The organism is Massilia sp. BGA-UO-ETr-WB1, assembly GCF_059567845.1.
In genome coordinates this window covers 521428-536242 of sequence record NZ_JCAQOT010000026.1, presented here as the reverse complement: position 1 = coordinate 536242, position 14815 = coordinate 521428, and the positions used below count along the sequence as shown (strand labels likewise).

At 64.9% G+C, this 14815-nt stretch carries 9 protein-coding genes; 8 read left to right on the top strand and 1 reads right to left on the bottom strand.

Features of this window, described 5'->3' with window-relative positions; translation table 11 throughout:
• Positions 1-308: 308 nt before the first annotated feature.
• The 3 genes from AC56DV_RS24735 to AC56DV_RS24725 all read left to right on the top strand — a co-directional run bounded on the left by AC56DV_RS24735 (position 309) and on the right by AC56DV_RS24725 (position 7501).
• Positions 309-3467, top strand: coding sequence for a transglycosylase domain-containing protein (locus AC56DV_RS24735; protein WP_496317282.1), 3159 nt, complete (start codon positions 309-311; stop codon positions 3465-3467).
• Positions 3468-3530: 63 nt separating this feature from the next.
• Positions 3531-4883 (top strand): TAXI family TRAP transporter solute-binding subunit, encoded by a 1353-nt coding sequence (locus AC56DV_RS24730; RefSeq protein ID WP_496316866.1) that lies wholly within the window; start codon positions 3531-3533, stop codon positions 4881-4883.
• A 143-nt stretch (positions 4884-5026) separates the two neighbouring features.
• Positions 5027-7501, top strand: a complete 2475-nt coding sequence (locus tag AC56DV_RS24725) for a TonB-dependent receptor plug domain-containing protein (protein WP_496316865.1) — start codon at positions 5027-5029, stop codon at positions 7499-7501.
• A gap of 99 nt (positions 7502-7600) precedes the next feature.
• Here the strand turns inward: AC56DV_RS24725 and AC56DV_RS24720 are convergent, their stop codons facing one another.
• A complete protein-coding gene (locus AC56DV_RS24720; RefSeq protein WP_496316864.1) occupies positions 7601-8059 on the bottom strand; it encodes a rhodanese-like domain-containing protein in 459 nt (152 codons plus the stop codon).
• 282 nt (positions 8060-8341) lie between these two features.
• Here AC56DV_RS24720 and glnA point away from each other — a divergent pair, with 282 nt between their 5' ends.
• From glnA to corA, 5 genes are all read left to right on the top strand, one after another.
• The gene (gene glnA / locus AC56DV_RS24715) at positions 8342-9757 is read left to right on the top strand and encodes a type I glutamate--ammonia ligase (protein WP_496316863.1); all 1416 of its coding nucleotides are present in this window, start codon (positions 8342-8344) and stop codon (positions 9755-9757) included.
• A 101-nt stretch (positions 9758-9858) separates the two neighbouring features.
• Positions 9859-10350: a DUF4124 domain-containing protein gene (locus tag AC56DV_RS24710; protein ID WP_496316862.1), complete on the top strand. Its 492-nt coding sequence runs from the start codon at positions 9859-9861 to the stop codon at positions 10348-10350.
• 54 nt (positions 10351-10404) lie between these two features.
• Complete coding sequence (gene glnL / locus AC56DV_RS24705; protein ID WP_496316861.1) at positions 10405-11514, top strand: nitrogen regulation protein NR(II); 1110 nt, start codon at positions 10405-10407, stop codon at positions 11512-11514.
• Between the two features lie 68 nt (positions 11515-11582).
• The gene (gene ntrC, locus AC56DV_RS24700; RefSeq protein ID WP_496316860.1) at positions 11583-13163 is read left to right on the top strand and encodes a nitrogen regulation protein NR(I); all 1581 of its coding nucleotides are present in this window, start codon (positions 11583-11585) and stop codon (positions 13161-13163) included.
• An 86-nt stretch (positions 13164-13249) separates the two neighbouring features.
• Complete coding sequence (gene corA, locus AC56DV_RS24695; RefSeq protein ID WP_496316859.1) at positions 13250-14221, top strand: magnesium/cobalt transporter CorA; 972 nt, start codon at positions 13250-13252, stop codon at positions 14219-14221.
• Positions 14222-14815 lie beyond the last annotated feature (594 nt).

Sequence of the window (14815 nt, the reverse complement as noted above, 5' to 3'; positions counted from 1 at the left end):
ACAACTCCGTGACAGCTCAGCCGTATACGTTGTTTTTTTGCGAAAATGTCTGATCGCAGATCAAATAATCGGCGTACCGGCCTGTGCGTGCGGTGCCGATGTGGTGCAATGGATAGCAAGAGCAGGTACCACTGAATCACCACGGCTAAGCAATATTAAGCAATATCATGTCAAGCAACCCAGGCAATCGACGTTTCCGCAGGCCCCTCATCGTTGCGCGCGCCGTGCGCAAATTACGCGCAGGCGCAACAGTATTCGGATGGAGCCGCCGCAGCCGCCTGCGGGTGGTGCCGCCGCCGCAGACCGCCGTGCTGCTGCACGCGCAAGCCGCCGGCCCGGACCCGGCCGAACCGGCCAAGCCGAAGGGCAAGCGCACCCGCAACGCCTCCATCCTGTTGCTGCTGGTGCTGCTGTCGCTGGCCGTCTGGTGGGCGCTGCAGGAAATGCGCACCTCGTCCATGCAGGCCAGGTTCTTCTCCGAGCTGGCGGGCAAGATCAGCTACAAGGTCGAGCCCGGCCCGAGCAAGGCGATCCGCTTCCCGCACGACAGCCCCTACGACGAGCGGCTGGGCTACGCCAACCTGCCGGACTACCTGGGCAAGCTGAAAACGCGCGACTACGAAGTGGCCGCGCAGGCGCGCTTCTCGCCCAAGATGATCGAGCTGTCCGACATGGGCATCTTCGCCACCTACCGCGAGAAGACCCGCACCGGCCTGAATATCGTCGACTGCCGCGCCGAGCCCCTGTTCAGCGCCAGCTACCCGGAACGCATCTACCCCGGCTTCAAGGAAACCCCCACCGCGCTGGTGCAAAGCCTGCTGTTCATCGAGAACCGCGAGCTGCTGGACAACACCTATCCGAAGCGCAATCCCGCCGTCGAGTGGGACCGCCTGAGCAAGGCGGTGCTGGAAAAATCCGTCAGCGCCGTGGCGGGCGGCCAGCGCGCCGCCGGCGGCAGCACCCTGGCCACCCAGATCGAGAAGTACCGCCACTCGCCGGAAGGGCGCACCGGCTCCATGAAGGACAAGCTGCAGCAGATGGTCTCGGCCACCTTGCGCGCCTACCAGTACGGCCCGGACACCACCGCAGTGCGGCGCCAGATCGTGGTGGACTACCTGAACACCGTGCCGCTGTCGGCCAAGCCGGGCTACGGCGAAGTGAACGGCATCGGCGACGGCATGTGGGTCTGGTACGGCCGCGACTTCAACGAAATCAACCGCCTGCTGGGCGGCAAGATGGACCAGCCGGGCAGCGCGCAGGCCTTCAAGGAAGCCCTCAGCCTGCTGATCGCGCAGCGCCGCCCCAGCTACTACCTGGGCGCCGGCGACGCCGACCTGGAAACCCTGGCCAACAGCCACCTGCGGGTGCTGGCGCAGGCCGGCATCATCACCCCCGCGCTGCGCGACGCGGCGCTGAAAGTGCGCCTGCATCCGGCCGCCGGCAACGGCCTGGCCGACACGCCGGACATGTCCTTCGTCGAACGCAAGGCCTCGAACTCGGTGCGCAACCACCTGGCCAACCTGCTGGGCGACAACCGCATGTACAACCTGGACCGGCTGGACCTGAACGTGGTCAGCACGCTGGACGCGCGCGCCCAGCGCGCCGTCACGCAAGTGCTGCGCGACCTGCGCGACCCCGAGATGGCCAAGAGCGCCGGCCTGACCGGCAAGGGCCTGCTGGGCAACGGCGACCCGGCCAACGTGGTGTACAGCTTCACCTTGCTGGAAAAAGGCCAGGGCGCCAACTACCTGCGCCTGCAGACCGACAACTTCGACCAGCCGCTGGACATCAACGAAGGCGCCAAGCTGGACCTGGGCTCGACCGCCAAGCTGCGCACCCTGGTGACCTACCTGGACATCATCGACCAGCTGCACAAGCGCTACAAGGACATGCGCCCGGAGCAGCTGCGCGCGCAGGTGCTGGCGCCGCAGGACCGCCTGAGCCAGTGGGCGGTGGCCTACTTCCTCGAGCATCCGGCCGACAAGCGCGGCCTGTCCGACATGCTGGCCGAAGCCATGGAGCGCAAGTACTCCGGCAATCCGGGCGAAGGCTTCTTCACCGGCGGCGGCGTGCACACCTTCGGCAACTTCTCGAAAGAGGACGACAGCCGCATCCTGACCGTGCGCGAAGCGCTGCGCCGCTCCACCAACCTGGTGTTCGTGCGCCTGATGCGCGACGTGGTGAAGTACTACATGTTCCAGGCCCCCGGCTCGTCGGCCTCGCTGCTGGCCGACGCGGACGATCCGCGCCGCGCCGACTACCTGGCGCGCTTCGCCGACAAGGAAGGCAAGGAATTCCTGTACCGCTTTTATTCCAAGTACCGCGGCAAGCCGAAGGCGGAGCTGGACAAGATCCTGGTGGCCAGCATCCGTCCGACCCCGGTGCGGCTGGCCAACATCCACCGCACGCTGTTCCCGAACGCCACGGTGGAGCAGTTCACCGCCTACCTGAACGACAACCTGCCGTCGCAGAACGAAATCCAGGACGACCGCGCGGCCAGGATGTTCGAACAGTACGCGATGGACAAATGGTCGCTGGCCGACCGCGGCTACCTGGCCAACGTGCATCCGCTGGAACTGTGGCTGGTGGCCTACCTGCGCAACAACGACGGCGCCACCATGGCGCAGGCGGTGGCGGCCAGCGAAAAGGAACGCCAGGACGTGTACCAGTGGCTGTTCAAGACCCACCGCAAGCACGCCCAGGACAAGCGCATCGCCGGCCTGGTGGAGATGGAGAGCTTCATGGCCATCCACCGCCAGTGGAAAAAGATGGGCTACCCGTTCGAGTCGCTGGTGCCGTCCTACGCCACCACGCTGGGCGCCTCGGCCGACCGGCCGTCCTCGCTGGCCGAGATGATGGGCATTATCATCAACGGCGGCGTGCGCCAGAGCAGCCAGCGCATCACTTCGCTGCACTTCGCCTCCGGCACGCCGTATGAAACCCTGGTCAAGCGCGGCAAGCCGACCAGCAACGAGCAGGTGCTGTCGCCCGAAGTGGCGCGCGCGGCGGCGGACGCGATCCGCGAAGTGGTGTCGGACGGCACCGCCAAGCGCGTCAAGGCCGCCTTCGTCAGCGCCGACGGCAGCATCATCCCGGTGGGCGGCAAGACCGGCACCGGCGACCAGCGCTTCGAAGTGTACGGCGGCGGCGGGCGGCTGATCGAATCGCGCTTTGTGAACCGCTCGGCCACCTTCGTGTTCAACATCGGCGAGCGCTTCTTCGGCAGCATGACCGCTTACGTGCACGGGCCCGAGTCGAAGAACTACGACTTCACCAGCGCCTTGCCGGTGCAGCTGCTGGTGGTGCTGGCGCCCAGCCTGATGCCGCTGATCGAACCGAACGCCGCGCCGAAAGCGGGCGTGGTGGCGGCGGTGCACAACCCGGCCGACGCCGGCGGCGCCAAGCCCGCCATGACGCCGGCCGCAGCAGCGGCCCCCGCGCCGCCGCTGCGCGCCTGCGGCAGCTGACCGCGCGTCCGGCGGGCCGCGCGGCCCTTGCATGTTTGGCCATTTGTTGGCATGGTGTGGCCCATGAAACCCATGCGCCACCACATGACCAAAGTGACCAAGATCCTCAAGTTCTCGCGCTTTTCCGTGCGCGACCTGATCGTCACCGCCGCCCCCACCATCCTCGTCATCGCTGCCGCCTGCGTGCTGGCCTACGTGCTGGTCGACCCCGCGCCGCCGCGCGTGGTCACCCTGTCCACCGGCCAGGAAAACGGCGCCTACGAAGCCTTCGGCAAGAAGTACGCCGAACTGCTGGGCAAGCACGGCATCAAGGTGGTCATGAAACCGTCGATGGGCTCCTACGAGAACCTGCAGCGCCTGGCCTCCGGCGAGGCCGACATCGCCTTCCTGCAAAGCGGCACCACCAGCCAGGACGAAGCCGAGCGGCGCGGCCTGGTCTCGCTGGGCAGCTTGTTCACCGAGCCGCTCTGGCTGTTCCTGCGCGAAGACGTCAAGATCAAGGACCTGACGCAGCTGAAAGGCTTGCGCATCAACCTGGGGCCGGAAGGCAGCGGCGCGCCGCGCCTGTTCAAGCAGGTGCTGGAGGCCAACGGCCTGGAACCGTCCGAGCTCAAAGTGAGCTCGCTGGCCAACACCCCCGCCACCGTGGAACTGCTGGAAAAGCGCATCGACGGCCTGGTGTTCAGCTCCGCGCCGGACGCGCCGCTGATCCAGATGCTGCTGATCACGCCCGGCATCAAGCTGTTCGACTTCACGCAGGCCGAGGCCTACACCCGCCGCCTGCCGTTCCTGACCCACGTGGTGCTGCCGCGCGGCATCGTCGACCTGGGACGCGACCTGCCGGCCAAGGACTACCACCTGATCGCCCCCACCGCCACGCTGGTGGCGCGCGACGACCTGCATCCCGCGCTGGTGGACATGCTGGTGCAGGCGGCCAGCACCATCCACAGCGGCGCCGGCTGGTTCCAGCAGCAGGGCCAGTTCCCGTCGCCGAAATACAGCGAAATCCCGGTGGCGCGCGAAGCGGCCAAGTTCTACAAGGACGGCCCGCCCTTCCTGCAGCGCTACATGAGCTTCTGGCTGGCCAACTTCTTCGACCGCATGTGGGTGGTGGTGGTGGCGCTGGGCGCGCTGATCCTGCCGCTGTCGAAAGTGGTGCCGCCGCTGTACGTGTGGCGCATCCGCTCGCGCGTGTTCCGCTGGTACGGGCAGCTGCGCACGGTGGAGCAGGCGCTGGCCGCCGCGCCGGAGGACCAGCGCGCCCGGGTCCACGCCGAGCAGCTGGAGCGCCTCAACGACATCGAGGAGAAGGTCAACCAGATCTCGATCCCGCTGTCCTTTGCCGACGACCTGTACGGCCTGCGCAGCCATATCAACCTGGTGCGGCAGCGGATACTGGGCGCGCATGCGGAATAGGGGGAGCGCCTGGTGATCGCTAAGTAATATTACTTAATTGTTACAGCGGCGCTACACCCTGGTTGCAATTGCTTTGACTTTCCATTTTTGGCGCGGTGATACTAAGGAGGCATAAGAAAAATTCAACCACCTCAGGAGTAGCAATGCAGAGAAATCACGTCCTCGCAGTAGCCATCGCCTCGCTGTTCGCCTCCGGCCACGCCGCCGCGCAATCCACGCCAGCCCCCACCGATACCTCCGCCACCGTCGTCGTCACCGGCACCCGCGTCGCCAACCGCACCGCGCTCGACACCGCCTCGCCGGTCGACATCATCGGCGCCGACGCCATCAAGAACACCGGCGTGCCCGAGATCGCGCAAGCGCTGTCGGTGGCGCTGCCGTCGCTGAACTTCCCGCGTCCCGGCCTGGCCGACGGCACCGACACGGTGCGCCCGGCAACCCTGCGCGGCCTGGCGCCGGACCAGACCCTGGTGCTGGTGAACTCCAAGCGCCGCCACACCTCCGCGCTGGTGAACCTGAACGGCACCATCGGACGCGGCTCCTCCTCGGTGGACATGAACACCATCCCGGTGGCGATGCTGAAAAATATCGAAGTGCTGCGCGACGGCGCCTCCGCCCAATACGGCTCGGACGCCATCGCCGGCGTGGTCAACCTGCGCCTGCGCACCGACAAGAGCGGCGGCGAGTTCACCGCCACCTACGGCCAGCGCCGCACCGAGTACGACTTCATCGCTGGCGCGCTGCCCGCCGGCGCCACCTGGGACGCCAAGACCTCGCGCAAGCGCAACGACGGCGGCACCGCCACCGTCAGCGGCTGGAAAGGCCTGCAGCTGGGCGACAGCGGCTACCTGACCATCGCCGCCGAATACAAGGACCAGGAGCACACCGAGCGCAGCGGCTACGACGTGCGCCAGCAATATCCGCTGGTGAACGGCGCCTTCGACCCGCGCGAAAAAACCATCAACCGCTTCAACGCCTGGTACGGCGAGCCGGAACTGAAGCAGGCCACCGTCTTCGCCAACGCCGGCTACTCGCTGGAAGGCGGCGCCAAGCTGTATGGCTGGACCAGCTACCAGAAACGCGAAGCGCGTTCGGCCGGCTTCTTCCGCCGCGCGCTGCAGGACCAGAACGTCATCTCGATCTACCCGGACGGCTTCCTGCCCATCATCGCGCCGGACGTGGACGACTACAGCGCCACCGGCGGCGTGACCTGGAGCGCCGGCGCGTGGGACATGGACGCCTCCATCGGCTACGGCAAGAACAAGATGCAGTACACCATCGAGAACACGCTGAACCGTTCCATCGGCCCGTCCAGCAAGACCCAGTTCGACGCGGGCGGCTTCTGGTACGACCAGCTGACGCTGAACCTGTCCGGCGTGCGCCAAGTCGAAGTCGGCCTGGCCTCGCCGCTGAACGTGGCGGTGGGCGCCGAAGCGCGCCGCGAAGGGTATAAACTGTTTGCCGGCGAAGCCGACTCCTGGCGCTACGGCGGCCAGGTGCTGGCCAACGGCACCCCGGCCGCACCGGGTGCGCAAGTCTTCCCCGGCTTCCGCCCGGCCGACGAATCGGACAACGCGCGCAAGGCCTACAGCGCCTACGTCGACCTGGAAGCCAACCTGACCAAGCAATTCCTCGGTTCGGTAGCCATCCGCGGCGAGCACTTCTCCGACTTCGGCAACAGCGTCTCGGGCAAGCTGGCTGGCCGCTACGACTTCGTGCCGGAGTTCGCGTTGCGCGGCTCGGTGCAGAACGGCTTCCGCGCGCCGTCGCCGCAGCAGCAGTTCTTCACGTCGACCTCCACCAACTTCATCAACGGCGTGCCGTTCGAGATCACCACCTTCAAGCCTAGCCACCCGGCCGCCATCGCGCTGGGCGCCAAGCCGCTGGACGCCGAGAAATCGGTCAACTTCTCGCTCGGCTCGGTGATGCGCTTCGGCGCCGTGAGCGTGACGGCGGACGCCTTCCACATCAAGATCAAGGACCGCATCGTGCTGTCCGAGAACCTGACGGCGGCCAACGTGCGCAACTTCCTGACCAGCCAGGGCTTCATCGGCGTGGGCGGCGGGCGCTTCTTCATCAACGGCGTGGATACCACCACCAAGGGCATCGACATCGTCACCAGCTGGCCGGTGCAGACCAACGGCTACGGCAAGCTCGACTTCACGGTGGCCGGCAACTACACCAAGACCGACGTGACCAAGGTGCCGGTGACGGCGCAGCTGGCCGCGCTGTCGCCGGCGCCGGTGCTGTTCGACCGCGTCAACGTGCTGACCTTCACCGACGGCACGCCGAAGACCAAGTTCATCGGCAGCAGCACCTGGTCCTACGGTCCGTTCGGCCTGACGGCGCGCGCCACGCGCTACGGCAAGATCCTGGCGCCCGGCACCACGGCCAACCTGGACTTCTGGATGAGCGCAAAAACGCTGGTCGACCTCGAAGGCCGCTACGCCTTCACCAAGAAGCTGTCGCTGGCGGTGGGCGCGGACAACCTGTTCGACCAGTATCCTGACGCCTACCCGGCCGCCCTCAACACGACCGGCAACGCCCCGTACTCGAACTACTCCCCGTTCGGCCGCTCCGGCCGCTACGTGTACGCCCGCCTGAACTACTCGTTGTAAAAAAGCAAAATGGGGTCAGGGTTAATTAATTTGTCTTGGACAGATTAATTAACCCTGACCCCATTTTTCGTTAGGGAAAGTTTTTGTGGTAGAGCAGTATCAGGCGCCGAGCCAGGGCAGGCCGGCTTTGCACCAGCCGCCGACCTGCTTGCGATGGCCTGCGGCGTCTTTGTCGCCTTCGAAACCTTCCAGGATGTCGTAGCACTGGCTGTAGCCGTGTTCCGTCGCCAGCTTGGCGGCGTGGCGCGAGCGCACGCCGGAGCGGCACAGGAACAGCAGCACCTGGTCTTTTTGGGCTACCGCTTCCAGCTGTTCCAGGAACTGCGGATTGGGCACGCCGCCCGGGTAGGTGCTCCACTGGACTGCACCATGCTGGGCCTCGGCGATGGCCACCCGGCCCACCCAGTCGCGCTCGGCATTGGTGCGCACGTCGATCAGTTTGACCCCGCTGTCCGCACTCAGCAGCGCGTACGCTTCGGCCGGCGTGACGGCGCCGGCGTAGGGCAGGGCGGCGTCGCGGCTGCGCGCCCGGGCGAGGATGTCGGCAATAGTGATCATGGCGATTTTTCCCACTTCAGCTGTCAATATTGCGTTTATTATAGTGCCCGATCGTCCATGGAAGTTTTTTGCACCAAGCCGATGCATTTTTTCGTTTCATCAATATTTCGCACCGAAATTGTGCGTAATTCGGCAAATGCACCATTGCGGTGCACATTTGATTATGCGCAAAAGTAGTGCAAGAGGGGAAATCTTCTGGCACGCTTCCTGCTTAATGGATTGACGAGTTTCAAGCTGCACGCAACAGCGTGGGCTGCCCCACTTTTTCACTAGGAGAGACGCATGGCACTGACCGCCGCAGAAGTATTGAAAATGGTACAAGAGAACGAAGTGAAATTCGTTGATTTCCGCTTTGCCGACACCCGCGGCAAAGAACAGCACGTCACCGTGCCTGTATCGCACTTCGATATCGACAAGTTCGAATCCGGTCACGCCTTCGATGGCTCCTCGATCGCCGGCTGGAAGGGCATCGAAGCATCCGATATGATCCTGCTGCCTGACCCAGCAACCGCGAACATCGACCCGTTCATGGAAGAGACCACCCTGTTCATGCAGTGCGACGTGATCGAACCGTCGGACGGCAAGGGCTACGACCGCGATCCGCGCTCCATCGCCAAGCGCGCCGAAGCCTACCTGAAATCGTCCGGCCTGGGCGACACCGCCTACTTCGGTCCTGAGCCGGAGTTCTTCATCTTCGATTCCGTCAAATGGAAAATCGACATGTCGGGCGCCAAGGTGCAGATCGACTCCGACGAAGCTTCCTGGTCGACCGACAAGGACATCGAAGGCGGCAACAGCGGCCACCGTCCTACCGTCAAGGGCGGCTACTTCCCTGTGCCACCAGTCGATTCCTTCCAGGACATGCGTTCGGAAATGTGCCTGATCCTGGAATCGCTGGGCATCCCAGTTGAAGTGCACCACCACGAAGTGGCCGGCGCCGGCCAGAACGAAATCGGCACCAAGTTCTCGACCCTGGTCGAGCGCGCCGACTGGACCCAGAACCTGAAATACGTGGTCTGGAACGTGGCCCACAGCTATGGCAAGACCGCTACCTTCATGCCGAAACCTATCGTTGGCGACAACGGTTCGGGCATGCACGTGCACCAGTCGATCTGGAAAGACGGCAAGAACCTGTTCGCCGGCGACGGCTATGCCGGCCTGTCCGACTTCGCGCTGTACTACATCGGCGGCATCATCAAGCACGCCAAGGCGCTGAACGCGATCACCAACCCAGGCACCAACTCGTACAAGCGCCTGGTGCCAGGCTACGAGGCTCCAGTGAAACTGGCGTACTCGGCCCGCAACCGTTCGGCTTCGATCCGTATTCCGCACGTGGCCAATCCGAAGGGCCGCCGCATCGAAACCCGCTTCCCGGACCCGCTGGCGAACCCATACCTGTGCTTCGCCGCACTGATGATGGCCGGCCTGGACGGCGTGCAGAACAAGATCCATCCGGGCGAAGCCGCATCGAAAGATCTGTACCATCTGCCGCCGGAAGAAGACGCGCTGATCCCGACCGTTTGCGCTTCGCTGGAAGAAGCCCTGGATCACCTGAACAAGGACCGCGAGTTCCTGACCCGCGGCGGCGTGTTCACCGATTCGATGATCGATGCCTACATCGAACTGAAGATGACCGAAGTGACCCGCATGCGCATGACCACGCACCCGGTCGAATTCGACATGTACTACTCGCTGTAATCGGCGACGCCAGCGCCGGCCTTGTGCCGGCCTGCAACCAGACGCGAGGACGGCAGCTGCTCTCCTCGCGTTTTTTTTACCGGATGTTGTATAGTCGGGGCATGACTATCTGGAATTTCGCACCTTTCGTTTTGTTGTTCGCCACGGGCCTGGCTTCGGCCCAGGGACAGATTTTCCTGTGCGTGGACGCCAGCGGCCACAAGGAGCTGACCGACACCCGCAAGCACGCCTCCTGCAAGCCGCTGGATATCCCGGGCGCGATCCCGGCGCCGGCCCGCCGCGCGGAGAACGCCAGGCCGAGGGCGCCGTCGCCCAGCCCGGCCGCCACGCCGGGCGACTTCCCGCGCGTCGACAGCAGCGAGCAGAAGGCGCGCGACGCCGACCGCCGCGCGATCCTGATGGAGGAGCTGAACGGCGAGCAGGCCAAGCTGAATGAACTGCGCAAGGAGTTCAACAACGGCGAGCCGGAGCGGCGCGGGGACGAGCGCAATTATGCGAAATACCAGGAGCGCGTGGCCAGCCTGAAGGACAGCATCAGCCGGTCCGAAAAGAACGTGGAAGCGCTCAAGCGCGAGATCCAGAATATCCGCTGATGCCCGGCTGACATTCGCGCCGCCGTTTCCGCACCCACCCCAAGGGGAGGCACCATGAGCATCGTCACCAATATCGCCCGCGCGGCGGCCGCCATGGCGCGCCCGCAATCGCTGGCCGGGCTGGAGCTGCTGGCCTCGGCCGTGATCCTGCTGGACGCGGACGGCCTGATCACCTACGTCAACGCCGCCGCCGAGAACCTGCTGGAAAGCTCGGTGAAGGCGCTGTCGCGCCAGAAGTTCGCCACGCTGTTCACCAATCCCGACGAGCTGGTGAACATCATCGCGCAGGCGCGCGAGCACAAGTTTTCCGACCTGCGCCAGGACCTGACGCTGGAGCGCGCCGGCAAGGAGCCGCTGCAGGTGCACAGCATCGTGTCCGCGCTGGACGAGCCGCACGGCGCCATCCTGATCGAGCTGCGCGAGAACGTGCAGCAGCTCAAGCTGGACCGCGAGGAGCGCATCCTGGACCAGAGCCAGGTCAACAAGGAGCTGATCCGCAACCTGGCGCACGAGATCAAGAACCCGCTGGGCGGCATCCGCGGCGCGGCGCAGCTGCTGGAGATGGAGCTGCCGCCGCTGCACCTGGCCGAGCTGCGCGAGTACACCCAGGTCATCATCAAGGAGGCCGACCGCCTGCAGACCCTGGTGGACCGCCTGCTGGCGCCGCACCGCCGCCCGCACATCGTGGGCGACGTCAACATCCACGAAGTGTGCGAGCGGGTGCGCAGCCTGATCCTGGCCGAGTTCCCGTCCGGGCTGGCGATCCGGCGCGATTACGACGCCTCCATCCCCGAGTTCCGGGGCGACAAGGAGCAGCTGATCCAGACCGTGCTCAACATTGCGCACAACGCCGCCCAGGCGCTGTCGCAGCGCATCGAGCAGGGCGACGCGGAGCTGGTGTTGAAGACGCGGGTGGCGCGCCAGGTGACGCTGGCCAAGGTGCGCTACAACCTGGCATTAGACTTGCATATCATTGACAATGGACCGGGTATCGCACCCCAGATCCGTGACCGCATTTTCTACCCGCTGGTGTCGGGCAGGGAGGGCGGCAGCGGTTTGGGGCTGACTTTGGCGCAGACCTTTGTGCAGCAGCACATGGGCGTGATCGAATGCGAGAGCCGGCCTGGATATACGGACTTCAGGATCCTGCTGCCCCTGCCATAAGCGGGCGCGGCGCGATGCCCGGTCCGGCTCCCTTGATTGACGATCCATCTGCGGGATACAGAGAACACATGAAGCCAATCTGGATAGTTGACGACGACGAATCGATCCGCTGGGTACTGGAAAAAGCCTTGGCCAGGGAAAGCCTGGCCACCAAGAGTTTTGCCAACGCGCGCGACGCGATCGCCGCGCTGGAGCATGAAACGCCGCAGGTGCTGGTGTCCGACATCCGCATGCCGGGCGATTCCGGCCTGGACCTGCTGCAGCTGGTCAAGTCGCGCCACCCCGGCCTGCCGGTCATCATCATCACCGCCTTCTCCGACCTGGACTCGGCGGTGGCGGCCTTCCAGGGCGGCGCCTTCGAATACCTGGCCAAGCCGTTCGACATCGACAAGGCCGTCGAGCTGATCCGGCGCGCGCTGGACGAGAGCCTGCGCGAAACCAGCGTCGAGTCCGGCCCGGCCGAGACGCCCGAGATCCTGGGCCAGGCGCCGGCCATGCAGGAGGTGTTCCGCGCCATCGGCCGCCTGTCGCAGTCCAATGTGACGGTGCTGATCACCGGCGAGTCCGGCACCGGCAAGGAGCTGGTGGCGCGCGCGCTGCACAAGCACAGCCCGCGCGCGGCCCAGCCCTTCATCGCGCTGAACACGGCCGCCATCCCCAAGGACTTGCTGGAATCCGAGCTGTTCGGCCACGAGCGCGGCGCCTTCACCGGCGCCCAGACCACGCGCCGCGGCCGCTTCGAGCAGGCCGAGAACGGCACCCTGTTCCTCGACGAGATCGGCGACATGCCCTTCGATCTGCAGACCCGCTTGCTGCGCGTGCTGTCGGACGGGCACTTCTACCGCGTCGGCGGGCACCAGCCGATGAAGGCCAATGTGCGCGTGATTACCGCAACGCACCAGAACCTGGAGCAGCGCGTGCGCGACGGCCTGTTCCGCGAGGACTTGTACCACCGCCTCAACGTGATCCGCCTGCGCCTGCCCAGTTTGAGGGAGCGGCGCGAGGACATCCCCATTTTGGTGCGGCACTTCCTGGTGCAGAGCGCCAAGCAGCTGGGCGTGGAAGCCAAGCGCATGAGCGACTCGGCGCTGGTGTTCCTGTGCAGCCTGGATTTGCCGGGCAATGTGCGGCAGCTGGAAAACCTGTGCAACTGGATCACCGTGATGGCGCCGGGCCAGACGGTGGAGGTGAAGGATCTGCCGCTGGAGCTGACCCAGGAGCAGGGCGGGCGGCCGGCCGAAGGCGGCATGTCCGCGCCGGCCGGGCTGGCGGCGCCGGCCGGCGCGGCGCACGAACACGGCAGCCTGCGCCATCACGGCACGGTGCTGGCGGTGCCGGCCGAGGCGGGCCCGGGCAGCGGCTTGGCCGGCGTGCCCGGCGCAGCCGGGGCGGCAGGGACGGCGGGCGCCGTGAACGGCGCCGACAGCTGGCTCAGCCTGCTTGAGCTGCAGGCGGCCGGCATGCTGGCCAGCGGCCAGCAGGAGGTGATGGACGTGCTGGGGCGGCAGTTCGAATCGGCGCTGATACGCACCGCGCTCAAGTATACGCACGGCCGCAAGAACGACGCGGCGGTGCGCCTGGGCATAGGCCGCAACACCATCACGCGCAAGATCGCCGAGCTCGGCATCGACGGCGCCAAGGACGATTAGCGTACGACCAATGTACGCTCAACGTACGACTAACGGGGCCGCCGGTGCCATGCTAAGCTTCCGGCTTTATCGCGGAAGCTGACCTTATGCTGATCAATTGTGTTGCCTACCAGGACGGCCGCAAGCTGGCCGACGTCTCCGTGCCGGATATCAGCGACTACATCGCGCGCGGCGACTGCTTCGTGTGGGTGGCGCTGCGCGACGGCGACGCGGCCGAGCTGGCCGTGATGCAGGAGGAGTTCGGCCTGCACGCGCTGGCCGTGGAAGACGCCAGCCGCGGCCACCAGCGCCCCAAGATCGAGGAGTACGGCGATTCGCTGTTCGTGGTGGTCAAGACCGTGGAGGCGCGCCCGGACGGCGACGAGCTGGTGGTGGGCGAGGTGGACGTGTTCGTCGGCCCCAACTATGTGCTGTCGAACCGCCAGCACAGCAGCCAGGACTTGCTGGGCGTGCGCGCCCGCGCCGAGCGCGAGCCGCACTTGCTGCGGCAGGGCCCGGCCTTCGTGCTGTACGCCATCATGGACGCCGTGGTGGACCGCTATTTCCCCATCGCCGACGCCATGGAGACCGAGCTGGAGCACATCGAGGAGCGCATCTTCGTGCAAAGCGCGCAGCGCGCCAACATCGAGCGCCTGTACGCGCTGAAACGCAAGGCGCTGGTGCTGCGCCACGCCGTGGTGCCGCTGCTGGACGCGGTGGGCAAGCTGCACGGCGGCCGCGTGCCGGCCGTGTGCGCCGACACCCAGGAATACTTCCGCGACGTGCACGACCACCTGCTGCGCATCAACGCCACGCTCGATTCCATCCGCGACACCATCAGCACGGCGATCCAGGTGCACCTGTCCATGGTGGCCATCGACGAGGGCGAAGTGAACAAGAAGCTGGCCGCCTACGCCGCCATTTTTGCCGTGATGACCGCGTTCGCCGGCATCTGGGGCATGAATTTCAAGTACATGCCGGAGCTCGATTCGCCCTACGGCTACCCGGCCGCACTGGTGCTGATGGTCACCGTCTGTTGTTATTTGTACAGAAGATTCCGCAAAGCGGGCTGGCTGTAGCGAAACCGATTGTCATCCTGCAACTTTGCCCTTAGTATCTTTTTGGTAGTAAAAAAGCGGTCACAAGATTCCGTACGGAAATATGTGGCACGGCTGCGCGCGCCCTGAAAAAGGGCGCGGCAGATAATGTTCCTTTGCCTAATTGTTAATCTGAATATCCTTATTCGATTAATCTTCCTTGACCGTACAAAATACGGTTTTGGACAAAATGAAGAAGTGACGGCAAAATCGACTTTTAGCGGAATGATATTCGCATAAGTTAATTCAGAAAATGCCGCTTGCTGCGCCGCAGCGCCCCTCCCCTGTTTCACATTTCCCCTCCGGCGGATGCGCCATTTTCGCCGCTCTCCCTATGAAAACGCGCCTTGCGGGTGCGGCGACGCACCATCGGAGTGCATCCGCCCGCGCCTGCGATTTAAATCAATTAATAACAATGTCGTAAAAATACATCGATAAAAAATCAGGGTTGACACTCCAAATCGCGCCGTGTTTTGATTGCTGCTTGCTAAAAACATCAAAACTGAATTTGGCAAAGTTTCGCAACAGCGAAAGATTGAGTGGTACCGCAGTAAACAGCCGACCGGGAATCGGCTG

Bases quoted from the DNA above. Each gene is read 5' to 3' on its own strand.
- AC56DV_RS24720 (WP_496316864.1), bottom strand. From the start codon at position 8,059: ATGATCACTATTGCCGACATCCTCGCCCGGGCGCGCAGCCGCGACGCC.
- AC56DV_RS24725 (WP_496316865.1), top strand. From the start codon at position 5,027: ATGCAGAGAAATCACGTCCTCGCAGTAGCCATCGCCTCGCTGTTCGCC.
- AC56DV_RS24710 (WP_496316862.1), top strand. From the start codon at position 9,859: ATGACTATCTGGAATTTCGCACCTTTCGTTTTGTTGTTCGCCACGGGC.
- glnA (WP_496316863.1), top strand. From the start codon at position 8,342: ATGGCACTGACCGCCGCAGAAGTATTGAAAATGGTACAAGAGAACGAA.
- corA (WP_496316859.1), top strand. From the start codon at position 13,250: ATGCTGATCAATTGTGTTGCCTACCAGGACGGCCGCAAGCTGGCCGAC.
- ntrC (WP_496316860.1), top strand. From the start codon at position 11,583: ATGAAGCCAATCTGGATAGTTGACGACGACGAATCGATCCGCTGGGTA.
- AC56DV_RS24730 (WP_496316866.1), top strand. From the start codon at position 3,531: ATGAAACCCATGCGCCACCACATGACCAAAGTGACCAAGATCCTCAAG.
- glnL (WP_496316861.1), top strand. From the start codon at position 10,405: ATGAGCATCGTCACCAATATCGCCCGCGCGGCGGCCGCCATGGCGCGC.